This window comes from Marinobacter sp. MBR-105, assembly GCF_053628895.1.
In genome coordinates this window covers 214,689-235,228 of sequence record NZ_JBRJHG010000006.1, presented here as the reverse complement: position 1 = coordinate 235,228, position 20,540 = coordinate 214,689, and the positions used below count along the sequence as shown (strand labels likewise).

Here is a 20,540-nt window from a genome sequence, read left to right as displayed (position 1 = left end):
TGGCTGAGCTGAAATAGTGGCATCACCATCAAGACAAGGAAAATCCAATGATGCTGCTATCGCTCCTTGCTAACCCGGTCGTTCGGCCGGAATGTCACCATCCCTCCTTAAAACCGTTGCTGTCGACCCGCGCCAGACGAAACATGATCCGCTGCGCCGAGGGCATCAGCCTCTGGCTGGCCATGGTGCTGATGTTGTTTGTGCATCCGTTGTATGCCGAGGCCCGCGCCATGGAATCCGAGCAGCCCGGGCAGCTGTATCTGGTTGATCGCAAAAGTGCATGGCAGGAACCGGCCCTGGTTCTGGACAGCCGGTTTGACGTGCAGGTGACCGGGTTGCTGGCGCAGACGCACCTGACCCGTACCTTTCGCAACACCAGCGATGTCTGGCAGGAAGGCCTGTTTGTATTCCCGTTACCGGAGCAGGCCAGTGTCTATGGCCTCACCATGACCGTTGGCGAGCGGCGGATTGTGGGCCAGCTACAACCCCGGGCCCAGGCCCGCAAGAACTATGAAAAGGCAAAGCAGGCTGGCCAGAAAGCGGCGACCGTGGAGCAGAACCGGCCTAACCTGTTCACCAGCCGGATTGCCAACATCGCACCGGGCGAGGAAGTGACCGTGGAAGTGCAATATCAGCAACCGGTAAATTATCGTCATGGCGAATTCGAGTTGCGTTTGCCTACCACGCTTACCCCCCGATACATGCCGGGCGCCCCTGTTGCCACGCCCGCCAGTGCATGGCAATCCGGCTGGTCATTACCCACAACGCAAGTAGCCGATGCCGATGAAATCAGTCCGTTCACGGTGCTTCCGGATGACGTAAACCCCGGCAGTCACCGCGCAACCATTCAGTTGGATATCGAAGCCGGATTGCCTGTTAATGAGGTGACCAGCCCCAGCCACCCCCTGCAGGTCGAGCTGGAGGGTAGTCGTGCAACAGTATCGCCGGAACAAGGGCAAATCCTGATGGACCGGGATGTAATTGTGCGCTGGCGGCCCGCTGACAACCAGGCGCCGACGGCCGCGTTGTTCCGTCAGCAATGGCAAGGCGAGGATTTTCTGATGGCCATGGTCATGCCGCCGGCGACCACCGGTCAGGTTCTTCGCCGAGAGCTGCTGTTCGTTATCGACACCTCCGGCTCCATGGCCGGGGAGTCTATCCGCCAGGCCCGCTCGGCTTTGTTGAGGGGGCTCGACACCCTGCGCCCCGGTGACCGTTTCAATGTTATCCAGTTCAACAGCCAGGCCCATGCCCTTTATACGCAACCTGTGCCTGCCAATGGCCACTATCTGGCCCGGGCGCGGGATTACGTGCAGGATCTGACTGCCGACGGTGGCACAGAAATGGCCGGTGCGCTGTCACTGGCGATGGGAATGGACGGCTCGGAGTCGTCCGGCCATGTGCAGCAGATGGTGTTCATGACGGACGGGGCCGTCGGAAATGAATCGGCCCTGTTCGATCAGATCCGCACCGGGCTTGGAAACCGTCGGCTGTTTACCGTCGCCATTGGTTCTGCTCCAAATATGCATTTTCTCCGGGAAGCCGCGCGCTGGGGCCGGGGCCAGTACACCGCCGTAAACAGCGCAGCGGAAGTGGATAAAGCCCTGGGCAAACTGTTTGCCGCCATGGAAGCGCCGGTGATGACCGATGTCGAAGTGCAATGGCCGGGCAACGCCGCGCAACCTGTGCCGGCCAAGCCGGGGGATCTCTTCCATGGCCAGCCTCTGCTGCAGGTGGTTCGTGGCGCACCGGCTGAAGGAGAACTGACGGTCTCCGGTCGTTTACCCGGTGGCCGGTCGTGGCGCACCAGCCTGGATCTTGCCAGTGCTGCGCCGGGCAAGGGCCTGGACCGACAGTGGGCCCGGGGGCGCATCGATGCAGTGATGGACAGCGCGCGCCTGGCGGGCACTGAGCCCGATGAAGCGGCCATCGTCGAGTTATCACTGAGCCACGGTGTGATGTCGCCGTTCACCAGTTTCGTTGCCATCGAGGAGCGTGTATCCCGACCAGAGGGGGAATCCCTCAATCAGGAGGCCGTGCCCACCTTGCTGCCGGCAGGCAGCCAGCCCGGAATGCTGCGTTACCCGCAAACTGCCACCTTCGGTCCGTTGCTGACCGCCCTGGGGCTGGTGGGGCTGATGTTCTCGCTGGCCATTGTCATGCTCAGCCGGAGGCAGTCGCTATGAGCCGTGCGTTGCTATTGTTGGTGGGTTGTTCCGCCACCCTGCTGGTCTTTGGTTTGTGGATTCCGTTCAAGGCACTGGTGGCCCAGGAAATGCTGGAGTTGGCCTGGGCCGAGAGCCAGGCCCGACAGAGCGAGGCGAGGCCCTGGCCCTGGGCCGATACCTGGCCAGTGGCGAAGCTGGATATACCGGAACAAGGCGTGTCCATGATCGTGCTGGAGGGCGTTCATGGTGAAAGTCTGGCTTTTGGTCCGGGGCGGGTGCCCGGTAGTGAAGGCCCCGGTGCGCCGGTGGTGCTCGCGGGCCACCGTGACACCCACTTTCGGCATCTACAGCATCTGGAACCGGGCGATGCGGTCAGGCTGCAGGGCATGGACCGGCAGTGGCGACGTTATCAGGTGACAGCCACCCGGGTGGTGGACAGTTCCCGGGAGTCCCTGGATACACGGTCTCTGGCCCGGGATACCCTGGTATTGATCACCTGTTACCCGTTTGACAGCCTGGACGCTTCCGGCACGTTGCGTTATGTCGTGGAGGCAAAGCCGGCTTACGGTATGGAACAAATTGATACTGTCGCCGCTCTGTGATGTTGGCGTACACTTGTGCGCCAAAATGCAGTGGATCGGATCAAACAGAATGTCACAAGTTCGAAAAATCCTGGCCTGGCTCAGTGTTCCTGTCGTATGCCTGGTTATGATGTTGCTCTACCTCTTACGGCCTTTCAATCCTGACAACAACCGTATCCTGGGCTGGGTCGTGGCAAGAGTCGGCCGATGTATTCTGGGAATGAAGCGCCCCCTCTACGGCGCTGAAAACATGCCCAAGGATCGGCCGACCGTGATTATCGCCAATCATCAGCAGAACGATGATCTGTTTGTAATGGGTGATTTGCTACCGCCGCGTGGGGTGGCGGTTGGTAAATCTTCACTGGTTTGGGTGCCATTCTTCGGGCAGGTATTCTGGCTGGGAGGCAACATCATCCTGAATCGCGGCCGTGCGGCGAAAGCTGTGGCCACCATGCAGGCCACCAGCGACGCCATTAACCGGGAACGCAAGAGCATCTGGGTATTTCCGGAGGGAACCCGCAGCCGTGGCCGTGGCCTGGGTAGCTTCAAGAAAGGGGCATTTCACATGGCCGTTGCCGCTGGCGCACCCATCACCATGGTGTGTGCGGGCGAATACCATGGCAAATCCAGAGGCTGGACCGGACGACGGGAGCCTGTGCCTTTGCGGATTCTCCCGCCAGTCGAAACACAGGGCATGACCAGCGAAGACATTCCCGAATTGATGCACCGTTGTCGCCAACAGATGGAAGAGGCCATTGCTGACCTCGCACTTACCCACGGAACTGCTTGAACAGCCAGTGAAAACAGGGCAGTCTTTCGGACGAAACTGACGCTGATTCTGGACATCTGGGGAGTGACATAATGAACCTGATCTGGTTTCTGATCATTGGTGGTCTGGCCGGCTGGCTGGCCGGACTGATCATGAAGGGCAAGGGCTTTGGCGTGTTGGCCAACATTGGTATCGGGATTGTCGGCTCGTTTATTGGCGGCTTCCTGTTTGGCCTGTTGCAGCTGTCGGCCCACGGTGCCATTGGTCGCCTGGTTACCGCAACAGTCGGGGCCGTGCTGCTGCTGGCCATCGTCAACAAGATCAAGAAGGGCTGACATGATCGTACCTGTCACTGCTGTTTTTGCGGCTGTCACTGGCCTGCTGTTGCTGGTGCTGTCGGCTCAGGTGGTCAAGTACCGGCTGAAATACCGCAAGGGTCTGGGCGTCAATGAGGATCCGGAGTTCGAAGCTGCCGTGCGGGCCCACGCCAATCTTGTGGAATACGCACCGCTGGGTTTGATCATGCTCGCCATTGCGGAGCTCAATGGCGTTTCCGGTTCGCTGATCTACTGGACCGGGATGGCGTTGGTGGTCGGCCGCATTCTCCATGCCTGGGGAATGATCAACGGCAAGGGCGGGCCTCATTGGGCACGCATGATTGGTATCCTGCTAACCTGGCTGGCGATTCTGGTTGCGGCACTGTTGCTGTTCTGGAACGTCTGGCAGGTATATGGCTGAAACAGTGTCCAGCCATTGAAGAACGGGGCCTTGGGGCCCCGTTTGTGTTTCTGTCGATTACAGCGCCCGGGCGACGTCCAGGCTCAGGTATTCCAGTTCCACACGCCGGTTGGCGGCGTGGTCCTCCGGCCTGGTCAGCGGGCGATCCGAGCCCCAGGTGGCAAGCAGGATGGACGATTGCGACACGCCTTCCTGAATCAGTAGCCGGGCCACGGCGTTGGCCCTGAGCCGGGCCAGAAACCGGTTGTATTCGGCAGAGCCAAAGTTGTCGGCGTGGCCGTGGATGCGAACCTGCATGCCGGGGTGCCCTTTGATATAAGCGGCGTGCCGCTTGAGCATATCGATATCCGGGGCATCCAGAGTGTGTTTGTTGAAACCGTAGTGGAATCGGGTACGGTGGGGGCGGTCGGCGTCGGCCGACAGTTGCCCGTTAGTGCCCGCGAAGGCCAGGGCGGCCTTGGCCAGCATATCGGGGTTGTCCAGAACAAGTACGGTCATTTGCTGCTTCCTCGAGTCGAGTGCCCGGCGTTTTTTGTTATGTCCCCTTCACTATTGATGTCAGAGGCCATAACGGCAATTGGCGAATGGTCGATAGCCGCCCGGGTTCTATAGCTACCGATTGAATGGCATTTGTGTGACTGTGTGATTACACCGGGAAAAGAAGGCCCCGCTGTGGTAAAAAGCAGCTTTTCAGGGACAGATTATGATGAATTGTGACCGCCCATGCTGATTATTCCTGCCGAGAATGCCGTAAACTGGAAACGCCCACCCTGGGTAACCCTGGGCCTGATCATGGCCTGCCTGCTGGTCTTTCTGTTCTACCAGGGCGGAGACGACCGCAAGTTCGAAGCCGCACTGGAAGACTATCTGGAGAGCGATCTGCTGGCCCTGGAGGCTCCCGCCTACGAGGATTACCTGCAGCGGGAAATCCAGTTCGAAGGCAGCCAGCAGCGGGTTCTGGAGTTGCAGGAATTCCAGCAACTTCAGGAAAATGAGGAAGCACTCTGGCAGGCAGTGACGTTGCTGCTGGATCGTGAGTTTTACCAGTATCTGCAGCAGAACCGGGATCTGATCTGGGCCCCGGCACAGCGCAACCTTTGGCTGGAGCAGCGCTCGGCGATCGAGCAACAGTGGATCAGCCGGATGAGTGCCTATCAGTTGGGACTGGTGCCGGCAGAGCTCTCGCTGTACACGCTCATTACCTACCAGTTCCTGCACGGCGGCTGGGGCCACATTATTGGTAACCTGCTGTTCCTGTTCCTGCTGGGTTTTACCGTGGAAAAAGCGCTGGGCCCGGGGCGCTTTCTGGTGGCTTATCTTGTCTGCGGTGCCTTGTCCGGCCTGGTATTTACCGCCTTTTCCATGGGTAGTCAGGTACCTCTGGTGGGCGCGTCCGGCTCCATTTCCGGGTTGATGGGCATGTATGTGGCTATTTACGGGCTGCAGCGCATTCGCTTCTTCTACTTCCTGGGCGTTTACTTCAACTATTTCCGGGCACCGGCCATCGCCATGCTGCCGGTCTGGCTGGGCAAGGAAATCTATGACTACTGGTTTGCCGGTGCCACCGGTATTGCCTATATGGCCCATGCCGGTGGCCTGGCGGCCGGTGCAGGGTTGGTTTGGCTGCTGGGCCAGAGCTGGCTGCAGGTGAAAGAAGAGTTCTTCGAACCGGAGCAGGAAGAACAGGACGAACAGTTCACCAAGGCCTATGGCCAGGCCATGGCCAGCCTTGGCCGTATGGAGTTCGATCTGGCCCGGCGCCAGTTCGAGGCGTTGCGGGAGCGTTATCCGGAACGGCCCGTGCTGCTCGAGCACCTGTATCAACTGGCTAAATTAAGGCCGGACCTGGACAGCTACCGGATGCGTGCCGAAGAAATGATGGCCGATGCCATCGCCCGGCGGCAGCCGGAACAGATGGTGGATGTCTGGCAGGAGTATCTGAGCAAGGGCGAGGCCTATCATCCGTTGGCACCGGAGGCGCACAATCGTGTGCTGTTCGCCAGCCTGAAACGCCATGATTTCAAAGCCGCAGAGAAGGCGTTTGAACGCATGCGAGCCAAGGCCGAACCGGACATGGTGAATGAAGCCTGCCGGCTACTGGTGGCGGAGTTCGAGAAACTGCAGATGGAGCCGAAAGCGCGCCATTACCGGCAGCTGTTGCAGGTTCACGGCTGAGGCGTGGCAGGCACGCCCTCAGTCTGAAACCTGAAAGCTCGCTTTTGGCCCTTTCAACGGTTGTTGGTTCGCCGCCTGTTCCAGCCAGACATCAATATGCTCGTGGGCCGGATGGTTCACGCAGCGCTTCTTGATGAACGACAGGAAAGCACTGGCTTTTTCCCATTGCTGCAGGCCATTGGCCAGGGCCTGGGCCACAATCAGATAGGCGGGTGCCAGCTGCTCGCTGTCCGGGAAGCGTTTGTGGAAATCCTGCAGTAAACGGATGGCCGCTTTGTGATGGCCCCGATGGTACAGGGTGCCGGCACACTGCACCGCCAGTTCCGGGTCGTCCAGCTGGAACTTCGGCTCCACCATTTGCAGCGTCTGTAACAGTTGATTCAGCCCGTCTCCATCATGCCGTTGGGCCAGCCAGGCCATAATCCTGGGGTGGTAGCGGTACAGCTCTTCGGCATCATTGCGGGCGGTCAGCAGCTGGTAAAGCTGGCCGATGCGGGCAGGGTTGGTCCGGTCCCGTTTGAGGGCTTCCTTGAGCATGCTCTGCACACGGTCGTAGTTGCCATCCTTCAGGTTCATATCCAGATCGGCATCAAACCGGCTGCTGCGATCCCGCTGGTGTTGGTCGGTTTCCGAAATCTCGTCCTGAAGGTCTGAGGCAAAACCGAGTTCTTCCTGATACTGGAACAGCAGGTAGCCCAGCATGTGAAACAGGATCAGGGTAAAGGTACTGTTCAGGAAACCGGCCAGGGGTTGGGCCACCCACATGGGGAAATGGTTCACGGCAAAATCCTGCGCCGCGCCGGAAGCCAGGGTGAGCAGAATCAGGTACCCGTAAAGCAGGAAGTAGGGCGTGCCGATGCGTGAGATCAGCACCGCCAGGTTCATGGGGTTTACAGCAGCGCCCACAGAGCGTTCCATGGCAAGCACCATGATGCTGGCCGGCAGTGCCAGTACCACAAACGCCACGGCCAGCATCATCAGTATCGGCCCGCCCAGCATGGCGGCGGCGCCTACCAAACCGCCCATCAGCACAAACACCAGCAGTTGCAGCACCACAATGTCAAAACCGCTGCCGGTAAACGCCACCGACACGGGTGGCGGTTTCAGATGGCCTTCCGCGGTGTGGTTGATCACCGCATAGGTGTACTTGAACAGAGCCAGGGCCAGCACGAGCCAGATGATCAGGCCAATAATATTGGCCGGCGCCACCACAGGAACCAAAGTGCAGATGGCGATCACGATCAGCGGATCGGTGTGGAAGGGGTAACGGAAAAACGCCCCCACCCGCTGCCAGAAGGGCACCACCTCAGTGGCGGCGCCCAGATAACGCATGGCTTTACTGCAGCGGGGACATAGCGCCCGGCGCTGGCGGGTATCGGCATCCGGCATGCAACGGCTGCAATAGTGCATCTGGCATTCGCCACAATGCCACTTGGCAGGGTCACCCGGATGGTAATGACAATCGTGCTTCACGTGAGACAGTTCCTGATCCGTCAGAAATCAGCCGCCAATCATGACAGAACTCGACAGTTGCCGCACCCGCTGTGTTCACAGTTGGGTCTCGGTCCGTCTTGTTGTAGTGACGATGGTTATATCTACGCATCTGCCGGGTATGTATGTGAACCCCTGAGCCTTCGCTACGTATCATCACCCTGTAAGGAATATCTCGGAATAACCTTATAAGCCCATGGTTCCTTCAGCCGATAACCTGTTTACCGTTGCTCAGGAGATGACTCAATGCGAACACGTTCTGCGATTACCGGTGTCATCTTGTTGGTGATCGGTCTGTTGGTGTCTTTACCGTTGCTGGGCCATATCACCCGTGATGGCGATTACTACGGCTTCAAAACTAATATTGAAGTACCTCCGTTACCCGGGTATCAGCGTGGCAGCGAGGAGATTCGGCTGGTGTTTTTCGGCTACCAGCATTGCGGCACGGTCTGTCCGCTGCAACTGGTCAACTTGAAGGAGCTTCACGACCGAATGGCCGACGAACCGGTGCGCTTCGTATTTGTAACACTGGATCCCGAACGAGACAGCCAGCAGGAGCTTGACCGGATTATGGCCAGTATGGGCGAGGGTTTTCAGGCCGTCCGGCCCGTATCTCAGGCCGCTGCGCAAGAACTGGCGATGGGGTTTGCCGAATATGCCGCGAAAGTGGGTAACGGTGATCAGTACGATTTCGACCACAGTGCACGGATTTACGCCGTCACCGCAGATAATCGGCGCCATTTGCTTTACAGCTCCCCGGCGCTGGATCTGGCCCGGGTTGAGCAAGACATTCAGCGGCTTCTGTCGCAATTTTGAGGGTTTCAGCCGTGGCAAACAGCATTGCGATTGACGATCTGGCAAAAGAACAGGCGCTGGTAACCGACCGCCAGATGCTCTTTATTCTGTTGGCCCATGTACCTGTGGTGGGGCTGTGGGTGCCCTGGGGTTATGGTACCCATGGTTTTGCACTGGCGGCTTCGGTGTTGGTGGGTGTGGTGGCACTGGCGGGCTACTACCTGCTGCGGGGCACCCGGGCGAGTTCGGTTCTGTTCGCGGCCTGCCTGATGCTGTATTCGGCCATTATGATTCAGGCCCAGATGGGCCGTATCGAAATGCATTTCCACATCTTCTCGGCCCTGGCTCTGGTGATCATTTACCGGGACTGGGTGCCGGTTGTTGCTGCGGCCGTCACCATTGCCGCCCACCATCTGTTATTGACCGCTTTGCAGCTTTCAGAAGCTGAGGTGGGCGGAATGCCATTGATGATTTTCAACTATGGCTGTAGCTGGGGTATCGCCTTCCTTCACGCCGCCTTTGTGGTGTTTGAGGCCGGCATTCTGGTGTTCTTTGCGGTGCAGATGAAACAGGAGAGACATCAGGCATTTCGCATGATGGCCATTGTCCGCGACTTTGACCGGGAACATGATCTGTCCGGCCGCCTGCCCGCCACAGACGGTAACGCCAGTGCCAAATCCTTCAACGACATGATGGAAAAGTCCTGCGAGCTGATCCGGCAAATGCGAGAGTTCTCGCTGGAGCTGCGTCGGAATTCCGAACAGCTGTTGCGGGCGAGCGAGAGCACTCGTCGATTTGTAGATGAGCAGCAACAGCAGGCTGATCAGGTAGCCACCGCCACCAACGAGATGTCGGCCAGCGTGCAGGAAGTGGCGCACAATGCTCAACTGGCGTCGGAAGCCGCCAGCGATGCGGCGGATTCCGCTTCCGCAGGCAGCCAGGCCATGACTTGTGCCCGAACCATGACGGATGCAACCAACAAGGCACTGGAAGACAGTGCCCGAATGGTGGAACAGTTGGCAGGCAAGGTGGAATCCATCGCGCGGGTTACCGGTTCGATTCACGATATCTCCGACCAGACTAATCTGCTGGCGCTGAATGCGGCTATCGAGGCAGCCCGGGCAGGAGAGCATGGCCGCGGATTTGCTGTGGTCGCCGATGAGGTTCGATCTCTGTCGCGCCGCACTCAGGAATTCACCGAGGAAATTCGTGCCACAGTGGATGAGTTGAAGAACCTGTCCGAGGCCACCACTGCCGCCATGGAAATGGGGCAGACGCGCTCCACAGAATCCAACCGGGCGATTCAGCAAGCCGCGGAGGCTATTAACCGCATTGAACAGGCCATTGATTCGGTCAGCAGTATGAACAACCAGATCGCGGCGGCCTGCGAGCAACAGGCAGCCACGTCGTTGCAGATCAACGAGAACATTCATGCGGTTGCGACCCGTAACGCTGAGGTGGCCAAAGAGGCCGACAGTGTGCAGAACATGGCGGGTGAGCTGGAGAACAGCGTGGTCCGGGTGGACGAGTTGATCAGCCGCTACCGGTTGCCCTGAAAACCCGTCAGAAAAATTGATCTGGGTTCTGCAGGATCTGGCGCATCTGCCGTTAATATTGACAGTTATCAAGTTCAAACAAGTCCAATAATTCCGACTGCCGGATCTGCGTGAGTAAGAGCTATGTTCCTGTCTGAAAAACGAGCAAAACAACAGATTCAATCTTTACTTGATAACGGGGTGCCCACACGTTGTCCGGACTGGCTGGTGCCACTGGCAGAGTATTTGTCGTCGGTGCGTTCCGAGGAGCTTTCAGTGGCCAACGGGGCGGTGGATGTCTCCCGCCATATTTCTGATCTGGGCCAGGGCGCTCTGGAGTTTGACGACCGCATTCATAACCTTGTCGCCAATATTCAGACGTTGTCCGCCGCCATTGAGGAAATGTCGGCCAGTGCGTCGGAAGTGGGTGGCCTGGGCCAGGATGTACTGGAGCAAGCCTCCCGGGTAAATGAGTACACCAGGGAATCCATTTCCGCGCTGGAGGATATGGAGGCGCGTCTGGCCGAGGTGGATATCGCCCTGACCCAGGCCAACGAGGAAATGCGTTCGCTGGCGGAGCAAACCCGGAGTATTGAATCGCTTACCAACACCGTGAATGAAATATCCGACCAGACAAACCTGCTCGCCCTTAATGCGGCGATTGAGGCCGCCCGTGCCGGTGAGGCGGGCAGGGGCTTTGCGGTGGTTGCGGACGAGGTGCGGCAATTAGCTGCCCGAAGTGCGGGGGCGGCGCAGGAAATCAACGGGATTGTCTCGCAGATCATCTCCGGCTCTGAATCGGTCCAGTCCCGGTTGGGAAATTCCGTACGTGCTGTGCAGGCCTCGGGGGAAAGCCGGGAGCGGGTGGCGGAGGTGATACATCAGTCCCGGGAGTCCTCGAACATCAACTACGACCAGGCAACCTCCATTGCCGCTGCGGCCGAGGAGCAGAGTCAGGTGGCCGCGGATATGGCGCGTCAGGTCAGTTCCAACTCTGAAGATTCCGATGCTTTGGCCAGTATTTTCCGGGATTTGATGCAGGCGATTCGCCCACTTCGGGACGACACCGACCGCATCTTCAGCCAGATCCGGTTAACCACTCCCTGTCTCGTGCTGGCCAGTGCCAAGCGTGATCATGTGGTCTGGGTGGACAAGCTCATCCGCTTTGCCGTATTCAATGAAAACTCGATCACTGAGGCGGAAGTGAAGGATCACACCCAGTGCCGGCTGGGCCATTTCCTGGCCAGCGACAAGGCTCAGCCCATGCACCAGCTCCGCAGTGCTGACCGGCTGATTAAGGTGGTTCACCCACAAGTGCATAAAGCAGGCCGTGAGCTTTATAAAACGGCCCAGGAATTTCATCAGAAGAGGATCAGTTCTGATCGCTATTCTGAACTCTCCCGGGAGTTGGTAGCCACGCTCAAGTCTTCCTCAGGCGAAGTCATTGACCTGTTGGATGACATGATTGAAGAAGTTCTGAAGCGTGGCGATCTGGGCTGTTAGGCAGCCCCCTCCTGCCAACGCTGGCGCACGTCAAGTATGGCCGGGAGGCAGCGAAAGAAGGCCTCGACCAGTTCCGGGTCGAAATGCTTGCCGCTTTGCTCACGAATCAGATCCGTTGCTTGTTCTACGGGCCAGGCCTTCTTGTAAGGGCGCTCGCTGGTGAGAGCGTCGAAGACATCGGCCAGGGCCACAATCCGCGCAGAAATGGGAATAGCGGCGCCTTTCAGGCCTTGAGGATAGCCGCTGCCATCCCATTTCTCGTGGTGGTTCTGTGCCACTTCCCGCGCCATGTTGAGCAGATCTGAGCCGTCTTCACCGATGATCTCCGCCCCGATTTCCGCGTGGCGTTGCATGATGAGCCACTCATCCGGCTCCAGCTTGCCAGGTTTCTGGAGAATGGCGTCCGGAATGCCGATCTTGCCGATATCGTGCATCGGGGCGGCATTGAGCAGAGTGTCGGACCAGGCTTCGCCGAGGCCGGCCTCCAGCGCGATCAACCGCGAGAAATGGCTCATGCGGATAACGTGCAGGCCGGTTTCGTTGTCCTTGTATTCCGCCGCGCGCCCCAGTCGCTGAACGACGGCCAGCCGGGTCTCTATCAGCTCGTCCATACGCACCAGCGACAGATGGTTTTTCACCCTGGCCCGGACAATTGCCGCATTCACGGGTTTCGTAAGGTAGTCCACAGCACCCAGCTCAAAGCCCCGGGCCTCGTCATCGGCATCAGACAATGCGGTGACGAAGATCACCGGGATAGCGCGGGTATCCTGGCCGGCCTTCAGGGTTTTGCACACCTCGTAACCGGACATTCCCGGCATCATCACATCCAGCAGAACAAGATCCGGTTTCTCGCTGCGTGCCAGTTCCAGCGCCCGTTCACCATCTTTGGCGAACAGTAGCCGGTAGTGGTCGGAAAGTACGTTGCGCAGCACCTGAAGGTTGGCTGGCTCGTCGTCCACCAGCAGCAGGGTCTTGGTGTCGGTCAGCATTGCGAGGCCTCCAGGGTATCGCGAAAAGTGATCAGAATTTTGGCCGCTTTCTCTGGTTCGAAGTCGTCGAGAGCCTCGTTCATCGCATCGGCGATCTCCGTGGGCAGTCCTGGCTTCAGCTGGTCGATAGCGCGTTCCGGAATTTCGCCCTGGCTCAGGCGTTCGATCACTTGTGCCAGCGTTTTCGGGTCTATGGCATCCGGTTCAGTCCAGCTTGCGGGGCGCGTTTCAGAGTCCGCTGCTTGTTCGGTCAGCCACTGGCGTGCCCGATCAAAATCGTTCTGGAGCTCCTGCCACAGGGCCTCCGGCACCGGTTTTTCCGATTTCAGCCGGGTCTCCAGGTTTGCCAGCGTTGCCGCTAAACGCCGGAAACCCAGATTACCGGCAATGCCGCGAACCCGGTGGGCTTCGGCTGTCGGGTTATCGGGGCAGAGCCGGATTGCTTCGGGTTGATTCTCTGGCGCTTGCAACAGACGTCCTGCCGCCCGTAGGTGTTTTTGGGCGTCCGGCCAGAGCTGCCTGAGCGTGACGGTATCTATCGTACTGTCGTCGACATCATGACCTGCATTGCTCGGTGCCGAAGCCTCTATGCCCAGGACTCTGGCCATCTCGGCAGTGAGTTCCGGCAGATTGAGTGGTTTGATGGCGAAGCCGTCCATCCCTGCCTCGGAAGCCTGCCTCCGATCGTCTTCCAGCACGCTGGCGGTAAGAGCAATTACGGGCGTGTATCGTCGCTGGGCGGCTGCTTCATGTCGACGTATCGCCCGGGTGGCTTCGTGGCCGTTTATTCCGGGCATTTGCACATCCATCAGAATCAGATCGAAAACCTGGTTACGATAGAGGTCTATCGCTTCTTGTCCGTTCCCGGCCGTGGTGACCTCATGTTTGCGGTGAAGCAGCAGGGTTTTCAGCAGTTCGAGATTTTGTGGCACGTCATCAGCAACCAGAATGCGCAAAGGGGGAAGAGCGACTTCCTGGTCTGCCAGCGTATCCTCGTCCACGGCCAGGCCGGTAGGCAGGGGCAGTTCTACCTGGAAAACCGAGCCCTCACCCGGGCTGCTGGTCACGCTGATGGTGCCACCCATCAGTTCCACCAGTTGTCGGGCAATGGTCGTGCCCAGGCCAGTGCCACCAAAGCGACGGGTCATGCTGGAATCGGCTTGGGTAAACGGTTCGAAAATCCTGTCGATGCGATCGGCAGAAATGCCAATGCCGGTATCCTCAACCCGGATAACGACCTTGTGCACAGAGGGCTCCTGCACCTTCAGGGTGACGCCGCCTGTCTGGGTGAATTTTACGGCATTGCTTAACAGATTCAGCACCACTTGCTGAATGCGCAAGGGATCGCCCTGGTAGTATTCTCCGGCCTGGTAATCCAGTGTCAGATACAGCCCTTTGCGCGCGGCATTCAGGGATTGCGTGGCAATCACCTGGTCACAGAGGCGGCGCAGGTTAAAATCGTGCAGTTCGAGTTCGGTATGACCACCGTCCAGTTTGGCGGTGTCCAGTATATCGTTGAGCAGGTTAAGCAGAGACCGGGCCGAGGTTTTCGCCACGCCAAGATGCCGTGCCTGGGTTTCATCCAGCGGTGTGTCCAGTACCAGGTCGGTGAAGCCGATAATGGCGTTCATCGGGGTGCGGATTTCATGGCTCATGTTGGCCAGAAACGCACTTTTGGCGGCGGCAGCCTGCTCAGCTTCCTCTTTCGCCCGGCGCAGATCGGTTTCCATTCGATGGCGTTCGGAAATGTCAGTGATGAAGCCTACGAAAGTACTGATACCACCCAGCCGGGATTCACCAATGCCCAGCCGAACCGGAATCTGGTGGCCGTCTTTATGCAAAGCCCAGACTTCCCGGCCGGAACCGATGATTTTGCGTTTCCCGGTACGCAGGTAGTTTTTCAGATAACCGTCGTGGGCGTCCCGATGAGGGTTGGGCATCAGCATGTTGATATTCTTGCCCACGACTTCATCAGCGCGGTAACCGAAGATGCGTTCAGCGGATTCGTTAAAGGAGAGCACAATGCCCCGATCGGAAATTTTGATAATGCCATCTACGGCGGCATCGACAATGGTGCGCAGTTCGCTGGCGGTTTCCTGACTGCGCCTCATCAGGGCGCGATAACGGGCTACCGCGTTGACCCCGGAGGCGAGCAGGCTGAGCGTTACCGTTACGAATGCAATGGTCAGTGCCAGAATGGTGTGGCTGTTGCTCCCGGGCAGAAAATCCGGGGCGGGCTGGCCGATAAACCGGGCGGCTTCCATCGCAGTGTAATGCATGCCGGCGATGGCCAGCCCCATCACGGTACCGGCGAGTAAACGGCGCTTGTACCCGCGCAGGCGCGTTCTGTGGCGCAGTCCGAAGCTGATCCACAGCGCCAGGGTGCCTAGCATCACCGCCACCACAATCGACAGTGCGAATAACGTTGGGTCGTAGCGAAGTGCCGGCCCGATCTCCATAGCGGCCATGCCCAGATAGTGCATGGCACCGATGCCGGCCCCGACCACCACGCCACCACCGATCAGTCGCTGCCCGGTCAGGTCGTGCCGGGCCAGGAGGCTGAGCGCTACCCAGGAGGCAAACAGGCTCGGAGCGGCGGAAAGCGCGGTAATCCAGGGGTGATAGTGCACATGGGTGGGCATTTCAAAGGCCAGCATGCCGATAAAATGCATGGACCAGATGCCAAAGCCCAGAGAGGCAGAACCGCTGAACAGGTGCAGGCGCTGCATGTAAAGGGTGTTGCTGCGGCGCGCAGCGGCAGCCAGGGTTAGCCCCATGTAGGAGGCGCCTATAGCAATCAGCAACGACAACACCACCAGGCCATAGTCGTATTGGCCTGACACCAGCTTGTCGGTCTCTGGATTCAGAACAAAGAAGTGATCAAGCGCCAGCAAGCGAGATTCCTGTAAAAGCTGAAGAGATTTGAGGTATGTACGGTATCAGTACGGGATTGGCTTAAGTATCGTCTTTTTGTGTAACTTGTATACGCCAGGTCACGGATGATACTGACAGTATTCACCGGGGTAATGCGGAACATTCACGGGACTGCAGTTGAACTCTCGCCATTCGATGCAATAGTTAAAGGAGATTTCCGAAGAGGAGGCATCGCATGTCGAGTTCATCCCTGAGTAAAGACAGCCTGAATACCCTCTCCACCCTGAGCGCGGGTGGCCAGACCTACCACTACTACAGTTTGCCCAAGGCAGCGGACACCCTGGGCGACCTCAACCGCCTGCCGTTCTCGTTGAAAGTGTTGATGGAGAACCTGCTGCGCAACGAAGATGATACGACGGTCGACCGCTCCCACATTGATTCCATGGTGCAATGGTTGAAAGACCGGGGCTCGGATACCGAAATCCAGTTCCGTCCGGCCCGGGTTCTGATGCAGGATTTCACCGGGGTGCCCGGGGTAGTGGACCTGGCGGCCATGCGCGAGGCCGTGAAGAACGCTGGTAAAGATCCCGCCCTGATCAACCCGTTATCGCCGGTGGATCTGGTGATCGACCACTCGGTGATGGTGGACAAATATGGTAACCCGTCTGCCTTCAAGGAAAACGTCGCCATAGAGATGGAGCGCAACCAGGAGCGTTACGAGTTCCTGCGTTGGGGCCAGCAGGCCTTTGACAACTTCCGGGTGGTGCCGCCGGGCACCGGCATCTGCCATCAGGTGAATCTGGAATATCTGGGCAAAACGGTGTGGCAGAAGGAGGTGGACGGTAAAACCATCGCCTACCCGGACACGCTGGTGGGCACCGATTCCCACACCACCATGATCAACGGTCTGGGCATACTCGGCTGGGGCGTGGGCGGTATCGAAGCGGAAGCCGCCATGCTCGGCCAGCCGGTCTCCATGCTGATTCCGGAGGTGATCGGTTTCAAGATCACCGGCAAGCTGAGGGAGGGCATCACGGCGACCGACCTGGTGCTGACCGTCACGGAAATGCTGCGCAAGAAAGGCGTGGTGGGCAAGTTTGTGGAGTTCTATGGGGACGGTCTGAAAGACATGCCCGTGGCCGACCGTGCCACCATTGCCAATATGGCGCCGGAATACGGTGCTACCTGTGGTTTCTTCCCGGTGGATGAACAAACCATCAACTACATGCGCCTGACCGGGCGGGATGAAGCACTGCTGGAACTGGTTGAAAACTACGCCAAAGCCCAGGGATTGTGGCGGGAACCCGGTCATGAGCCGGTATACACCGACACCCTGGAGCTGGACATGGGTGAAGTGGAAGCCAGCCTTGCCGGCCCGAAGCGGCCCCAGGACCGGGTCGCCCTCACCAACATGAAAGCGTCGTTTGAATTGCTGATGGAAACTTCGGAAGGCCCGGCAGAAAGCCGTGAGGCCAAGCTGGAATCGGAAGGGGGTGGAACCGCGGTCGGTGCTCAGAGCGCCTATTTCGAACACCCCGCCAGCCAGCCACTTCACATGAATGGTGAATCTACCCGGCTGGACCCGGGCGCGGTGGTGATTGCGGCGATTACCTCCTGTACCAATACATCCAACCCCAGCGTGATGATGGCGGCTGGCCTGATTGCCAAAAAGGCTGTGGCGAAGGGGTTGAAAACCAAGCCCTGGGTGAAAACCTCGCTGGCGCCGGGCTCCAAGGTGGTCACCGACTACCTCAAAGTGGCCGGCCTGCAGGACGACCTGGACCAGCTGGGTTTCAACCTGGTGGGATATGGCTGCACCACCTGCATCGGTAACTCCGGCCCGCTGCCGGATGAAGTCGAGAAAGCCATTACCGATGGGGATCTGACCGTCGCCTCGGTGTTGTCTGGTAACCGCAACTTCGAAGGCCGGGTGCACCCGCTGGTGAAAACCAACTGGTTGGCGTCACCGCCACTGGTGGTGGCCTATGCCCTGGCGGGCAACGTGCGGCTGGATCTGACCAGGGACCCGCTGGGTACCGACAAAGACGGCAATCCGGTGTACCTGAAAGACCTGTGGCCAAGCCAGGCCGAGATCGCGGAAGCGGTCGAGAAGGTCAAAACCGACATGTTCCGCAAGGAATACGGCGAGGTCTTCGAGGGTGATGACATCTGGAAATCCATCAAGGTGCCGGAAAGCAAGGTATATGAGTGGAGTGACAAATCCACCTACATCCAGCATCCGCCCTTCTTCGAAGGCATGGGTGAACAGCCCGAGGCCATTGATGACATAAAGGATGCCAACATCCTGGCCCTGTTGGGGGATTCGGTGACCACCGACCATATCTCACCGGCCGGTTCCTTCAAGCCGGATACCCCGGCGGGCAAATACCTGCAGGAACATGGGGTAGACCCAAAAGACTTCAACTCCTACGGCTCCCGCCGGGGCAACCACGAGGTGATGATGCGCGGCACCTTTGCCAACGTGCGCATACGCAATGAAATGCTCGACGGCGTGGAAGGCGGCTTCACCAAATTTGTGCCCACCGGGGAACAAATGGCCATCTACGATGCCGCCATGAAATACCAGGAGCAGGGCACGCCGCTGGTTGTGATTGCCGGCAAGGAATACGGCACCGGCTCCAGTCGGGATTGGGCCGCCAAGGGCACCCGGTTGCTGGGCGTAAAAGCCGTGGTAGCGGAATCCTATGAGCGCATCCATCGCTCCAACCTGATTGGCATGGGCGTGATGCCGCTGCAATTCCCGGAGGGGACTGATCGCAAGAGCCTGAAACTCACCGGGGAGGAAACGATCAGCATTCAGGGACTGTCTGGCGAGATCAAGCCGGGCCAGACCCTGACCATGACGGTGAAATACAAGGATGGCTCTACCGAAACCTGCGAGCTGAAGTCACGGATTGATACTGCCAACGAGGCAGTGTATTTCCAGCATGGTGGTATCCTGCATTACGTGGTGCGGGAGATGCTGAAAAACGCCTAGGCGGCCGGGACTTCCAGCCAGAAGGTGGCTCCCTGGCCAGCTTCTGACGTGAAGTCGACGTCGCCCTCCATCCTGGCCATCAGCTCTTTGGTGATGGCCAGGCCAAGGCCGGTGCCACCTTTGCTCCGTCTGTCCGAACTGTCGGCCTGGGCGAATTTCTGGAACATGCGCTCTCTGAATTCCGGAGCGATGCCAGGTCCCTCGTCCTGCACGTAGATTCGGAGCCCTTGGCCATGCGGTTTTGTCCAGATACGAATCTGGCCGTTGACCGGTGAGAACTTGATCGCGTTTGACAGGATGTTGTTGAGTGCCTGTGCCAGCCTTTGTTTGTCCGCCTTAACCGTGGTTGTTGAAAGTTCTTGTGCGTTGAGAGTGATGTTTTTTTCGGTGGCGTAGTTCTGGATGTTTTCCAGGCTTTCGGTGATCGCCTCAGACACAGGAAATTCGACCACATTGAAATCCATCTTGCCCGCAATCAGTTTCTCGATGTCCAGCAGGTCATTGATCAGAAAACCCAGCTGATCGCTGTTTCTTTGGGCGATCTTCAGCAATTGTTGTGCTTTTCCTGAAAGCTCTCCGACAGCATTGGTCGTTAACAGCGACAGCGCCCCGGAAATGGAGGTGAGGGGGGTTCTGAGTTCATGACTGACGGTCGAGATAAACTCGCTCTTTAATCGTTCCGCCTCTTTTCGTTGGGAGATGTCCTCGACGATGATCCAGATAACGGATTCTTTTCCCTGAAGGTCCAGGCGCAAACCGTGGAGCATGAGCGGCTGGAGAGTCCCATCTGCCATTGGGAAGAAGCCTTCAACTCCGGTGAAGCGAACCTGGCTTGCCAGGCGGTTGGATATTGAAGGTTCGCTGCGTTGTTGATCGCCGGAAAGGCTGCGCACATCGTCGAAATACCCGATGTTCTTGGCTTTCGAGTCCAGTATTCGGGTGAAGCCCGGGTTGGCCTGTAGCAACTCCCCAGAGATCGCGTCATAGAGGGCGATGCCGAACGGGGCGAGTTCAAACAGGCCCCAGAATCGGAGTTGCATCTGGCGATCACGGAGGATGAGTGTCGTTATCCAGAGTGTGCCGGCAATGATGATCAGAGTGACCAGGCCGAGCAGACTACGCAGCAGCCACGGAGAGTCCGGATGATCCGGCCATCCATCCGCTGGCTGAGCGTAGAGCTTCCAGGAAAATCCCGGCATGGCCATGGTTGTTGACACGGGCGCTTGCCAGGCTGCATCGGGCTCACCGAAAAACAAGCCTTCATCTATGTTGCCGGAGCCTGTCGTTGAGAGCGCAAAGACCACCTCGGGAGGGAGGCTGTCCAGCCCAATCGCGGTGTAAAGTCGATTCAGATCCAGAATGGCGGAGATAACCCCCCAAACCCGTCCCGTGTCGTTCTCGAAAATGGGAATACGCGCGGCCAGGCCCTGGCCTCCCTGTACCAGATTAATAGGGCCGCTGAAGACTGCTCGCCGGCTTTCCAGTAGCAGGGCCATTTGATCTCTTGACAAGCTCTGAGCCTGAAGGTCGAGCCCGAGGGCAGCCTCATTTCCATCCAGAGGGTAGATGTGTTTTATGACAAATCCGGGGGCCAAACCGATATTCAGCAGTTCTGGTGCCAGTTTGAAGATGACGGAAGCCAGCCGCTGAAATCGCTCTTCACCGATATCTGGTTGGACCGCAACGTTTGCAGCGAGCCCCCACACTGTTTGTGTGTTTTGCAGAATGGTGGCGCGCAGACGCAGCCCCAGATCATCTACCTTCTCTTGCCATTTCGCCCGCACATCAGCCCGGTGTCGTTCCGTTGCGGTTGAGTCGATCGCCAGCGCGAGCCCGACCGTCAGCAGGCAAACCGTCAATCGAGCAAGCCAGACCAGGCCGAAAAAAGCTTGTTCTTGTTTTTGTGTGCTCATGTCAATGCAAG

General features: G+C 58.4%; 15 protein-coding genes. 10 read left to right on the top strand and 5 right to left on the bottom strand.

Annotated elements, in window-relative coordinates; all coding sequences use genetic code 11:
- The first annotated feature begins 47 nt into the window (after positions 1-47).
- The 5 genes from ACSSVV_RS09565 to ACSSVV_RS09545 all read left to right on the top strand — a co-directional run bounded on the left by ACSSVV_RS09565 (position 48) and on the right by ACSSVV_RS09545 (position 4,256).
- Complete coding sequence (locus ACSSVV_RS09565) at positions 48-2,186, top strand: marine proteobacterial sortase target protein (protein ID WP_222534919.1); 2,139 nt, start codon at positions 48-50, stop codon at positions 2,184-2,186.
- Positions 2,183-2,770: a class GN sortase gene (locus tag ACSSVV_RS09560; RefSeq protein WP_023012123.1), complete on the top strand. Its 588-nt coding sequence runs from the start codon at positions 2,183-2,185 to the stop codon at positions 2,768-2,770. Before ACSSVV_RS09565 ends, ACSSVV_RS09560 begins: the two co-directional genes overlap by 4 nt.
- 49 nt (positions 2,771-2,819) lie before the next feature.
- Positions 2,820-3,539: a lysophospholipid acyltransferase family protein gene (locus ACSSVV_RS09555; RefSeq protein ID WP_022993254.1), complete on the top strand. Its 720-nt coding sequence runs from the start codon at positions 2,820-2,822 to the stop codon at positions 3,537-3,539.
- A gap of 71 nt (positions 3,540-3,610) precedes the next feature.
- Positions 3,611-3,853 (top strand): GlsB/YeaQ/YmgE family stress response membrane protein, encoded by a 243-nt coding sequence (locus ACSSVV_RS09550; RefSeq protein ID WP_011787088.1) that lies wholly within the window; start codon positions 3,611-3,613, stop codon positions 3,851-3,853.
- A 1-nt stretch (position 3,854) separates the two neighbouring features.
- On the top strand, positions 3,855-4,256 hold the full coding sequence (locus ACSSVV_RS09545; protein ID WP_011787087.1) for an MAPEG family protein: 402 nt from the start codon (positions 3,855-3,857) through the stop codon (positions 4,254-4,256).
- A gap of 57 nt (positions 4,257-4,313) precedes the next feature.
- Here the strand turns inward: ACSSVV_RS09545 and ACSSVV_RS09540 are convergent, their stop codons facing one another.
- Complete coding sequence (locus ACSSVV_RS09540; RefSeq protein ID WP_454106151.1) at positions 4,314-4,754, bottom strand: OmpA family protein; 441 nt, start codon at positions 4,752-4,754, stop codon at positions 4,314-4,316.
- Positions 4,755-4,979: 225 nt separating this feature from the next.
- Here ACSSVV_RS09540 and ACSSVV_RS09535 point away from each other — a divergent pair, with 225 nt between their 5' ends.
- Positions 4,980-6,431, top strand: coding sequence for a rhomboid family intramembrane serine protease (locus ACSSVV_RS09535; protein WP_454106150.1), 1,452 nt, complete (start codon positions 4,980-4,982; stop codon positions 6,429-6,431).
- 18 nt (positions 6,432-6,449) lie between these two features.
- Here the strand turns inward: ACSSVV_RS09535 and ACSSVV_RS09530 are convergent, their stop codons facing one another.
- Positions 6,450-7,904 (bottom strand): hypothetical protein, encoded by a 1,455-nt coding sequence (locus tag ACSSVV_RS09530; RefSeq protein ID WP_036149913.1) that lies wholly within the window; start codon positions 7,902-7,904, stop codon positions 6,450-6,452.
- A gap of 264 nt (positions 7,905-8,168) precedes the next feature.
- Here ACSSVV_RS09530 and ACSSVV_RS09525 point away from each other — a divergent pair, with 264 nt between their 5' ends.
- The 3 genes from ACSSVV_RS09525 (at position 8,169) to ACSSVV_RS09515 (ending at position 11,755) form a co-directional block, all read left to right on the top strand.
- A complete protein-coding gene (locus ACSSVV_RS09525; protein ID WP_023009437.1) occupies positions 8,169-8,738 on the top strand; it encodes an SCO family protein in 570 nt (189 codons plus the stop codon).
- 11 nt (positions 8,739-8,749) lie between these two features.
- The gene (locus ACSSVV_RS09520; protein WP_023012119.1) at positions 8,750-10,273 is read left to right on the top strand and encodes a methyl-accepting chemotaxis protein; all 1,524 of its coding nucleotides are present in this window, start codon (positions 8,750-8,752) and stop codon (positions 10,271-10,273) included.
- A gap of 123 nt (positions 10,274-10,396) precedes the next feature.
- Positions 10,397-11,755: a methyl-accepting chemotaxis protein gene (locus ACSSVV_RS09515; protein ID WP_023012118.1), complete on the top strand. Its 1,359-nt coding sequence runs from the start codon at positions 10,397-10,399 to the stop codon at positions 11,753-11,755.
- On the opposite strand, the gene ACSSVV_RS09510 is transcribed toward ACSSVV_RS09515, so the two are convergent.
- On the bottom strand, positions 11,752-12,744 hold the full coding sequence (locus ACSSVV_RS09510; RefSeq protein ID WP_454106149.1) for a response regulator: 993 nt from the start codon (positions 12,742-12,744) through the stop codon (positions 11,752-11,754). The two genes, ACSSVV_RS09515 and ACSSVV_RS09510, sit on opposite strands and share 4 nt — an antisense overlap.
- Positions 12,738-15,638 carry an MHYT domain-containing protein gene (locus ACSSVV_RS09505; RefSeq protein ID WP_113879091.1) on the bottom strand — a complete coding sequence of 967 codons (2,901 nt, stop codon included), beginning with the start codon at positions 15,636-15,638 and terminating at the stop codon, positions 12,738-12,740. The genes ACSSVV_RS09510 and ACSSVV_RS09505 overlap by 7 nt, the downstream gene beginning before the upstream one ends.
- A gap of 215 nt (positions 15,639-15,853) precedes the next feature.
- Between ACSSVV_RS09505 and acnA the strand changes: the two genes are divergently transcribed.
- Positions 15,854-18,616 (top strand): aconitate hydratase AcnA, encoded by a 2,763-nt coding sequence (acnA, locus tag ACSSVV_RS09500; protein WP_454106148.1) that lies wholly within the window; start codon positions 15,854-15,856, stop codon positions 18,614-18,616.
- Here acnA and ACSSVV_RS09495 read toward each other — a convergent pair.
- Positions 18,613-20,529, bottom strand: a complete 1,917-nt coding sequence (locus ACSSVV_RS09495) for an ATP-binding protein (protein WP_454106147.1) — start codon at positions 20,527-20,529, stop codon at positions 18,613-18,615. The genes acnA and ACSSVV_RS09495 overlap by 4 nt on opposite strands.
- Positions 20,530-20,540 lie beyond the last annotated feature (11 nt).